At 37.5% G+C, this 1876-nt stretch carries 3 protein-coding genes; 2 read left to right on the forward strand and 1 reads right to left on the reverse strand.

Annotated elements, in window-relative coordinates:
• The first annotated feature begins 263 nt into the window (after positions 1–263).
• Both V7654_RS09885 and V7654_RS09890 read left to right on the forward strand, forming a co-directional pair.
• On the forward strand, positions 264–701 hold the full coding sequence (locus V7654_RS09885; protein WP_335430172.1) for a disulfide oxidoreductase: 438 nt from the start codon (positions 264–266) through the stop codon (positions 699–701).
• Position 702: 1 nt separating this feature from the next.
• The gene (locus V7654_RS09890) at positions 703–1170 is read left to right on the forward strand and encodes a thioredoxin family protein (RefSeq protein ID WP_335430173.1); all 468 of its coding nucleotides are present in this window, start codon (positions 703–705) and stop codon (positions 1168–1170) included.
• A gap of 106 nt (positions 1171–1276) precedes the next feature.
• Here the strand turns inward: V7654_RS09890 and V7654_RS09895 are convergent, their stop codons facing one another.
• Positions 1277–1675, reverse strand: a complete 399-nt coding sequence (locus V7654_RS09895) for a YhcU family protein (protein WP_335430174.1) — start codon at positions 1673–1675, stop codon at positions 1277–1279.
• Positions 1676–1876: the final 201 nt, after the last annotated feature.

Consider the following 1876-nt stretch of genomic DNA (forward strand, 5'->3'; position numbering starts at 1 on the left):
AAAACAACATTGGGCTTTAACAGAGCCTAATAAAATAATTACCTATCCCTATACCCTTTATCATCTCAATATATTACTTATAATTTAGCTTATCCTTTTTGTTCATTTAAAAATCTTCAGCTTGATTATTTTGCTTGTAACTAAACTCACACAATCTTAATTGAAATAGTGTATTATATTTCTTAAGATGTAATGGGATGATAGTGTGTTTTTTTATATGAAGCTTAAGTAGAGAATATGTTGTTTTAGGGGGAAAGATTAGCATGGGACAAGTTAAAAAGGACTCCAGGGAGACATTTTTGTTTGCGGCATGGGCTACCTCGATCCTTGCCATTTTTGGCAGTTTGTATTTTTCAGAAATCCGCCAGTATGAACCTTGCTTGCTTTGCTGGTACCAGCGAATATTGATGTATCCATTTGCTTTAATACTTGGAATAGCGGTTGTTAAAAAGGATTATCGAATTTCCGTATATACGATGGCTATGTCAGCGGTTGGTGCGCTGATTTCCATTTACCACTACTCGCTGCAAAAGGTTCCGTTCATGGCCGACAATGCCGTTACTTGCGGAAGAGTTCCATGTACCGGCCAATATATAAACTGGTTTGGTTTTATTACAATCCCATTCCTCGCACTTTCGGCTTTTATCATTATATTTACATTAAGCATGATCATCTGGAAGAAGACTAAGGAGGCAGAATGATTTGAAAAAGGTAATCATATTTTTAGTCATCATTGTCGGTTTGTTCGCAGCTTTATTTTTTGTAAATAAAGCACAAAATGAGGAAAAGGCAGCGGGCAATCCATTTGGCAAAGAAGCTCTGCACCCTGAGACAGTAAAACAGCTTGAAGATCCCAATTATCAAAATATCATCACACCGGACGAGCTTGAAAAAGTCATTAAAAATGGTGAAGATGCAACTGTATACTTTTACAGTCCTACTTGCCCGCACTGTGTACGAACAACCCCTATTGTATCTCCTCTAGCTAAGGAAATGGATGTGAACCTGGTACAATTCAATCTGCTTGAGTTTGAAGAAGGTTGGAATAATTACGGTATTGAATCCACGCCGACCATAGTCCAATACAAGGATGGCAAAGAAGTGAACCGCATTGTCGGCTACCAGGATGAGCCTGTATTTGAACAATGGTTTAATGAGAATAGTAAATAAAAGATGCTCAAGCTCCTTCGCCAGGAGCTTGGGCACAGAAAAAACGCCTGCTTCGTCAAGCAGGCGTTTCGTTTGTTCGCATTAAGTTTGCAGAGTGATGAAGCCCTTACAAAAGCAGTCGATTAGCTGGTTTCGTATAGGAACTTATATACTCTAAATGGATATGCTTTGTGTCTGAGAACTGGTTGTAGTTGAATGGAAAACATATTCCGTAATCTGTCAATGTCTGAACATTCCTGCGGAACATGGATTGATATTTTTCAGGAATATGGCCAGACTCCAAAATAGAGATCAATGTATTCATGCTAGTGATGACTTGAAAGGCATCTCCAAGTGTACTGAATCTCTCGAATTGCTCTGGTCTGGTATGTAATACTTCAAGCCGTTCAAATTCCTGTATATCTTCATCGTTGAAATATAACGGAAAAATATCAGTGTAAAAATACCTGGCCAGTTCCAAAATTTTCTCTTCTTGTCCGGGTGTAGACGCAAAAACAATTTTCAATGCTGGACCCACCTTTTTTAACCCTTTGTAATCTGTTCGTAATATATACATTTAGAATAACATATCTGTTCCCTGTAAAAGGATGGTAATTATGACCATGCATACGGTAAAAGTTGACAAAATCACAATGGAATGGAAACACTTTAATTAATATTTCTGTTAAAGCTGAATATTGATTTTTCATACCCTGTTGATTGTAGT

This window comes from Bacillus sp. JJ1609, assembly GCF_036967045.1.
GTDB lineage: Bacteria > Bacillota > Bacilli > Bacillales > Cytobacillaceae > Mesobacillus.

What these genes read in the sequence shown, in the direction of transcription:
- V7654_RS09885 (WP_335430172.1), top strand. Translation starts at nt 264, where the DNA reads ATGGGACAAGTTAAAAAGGACTCCAGGGAGACATTTTTGTTTGCGGCA.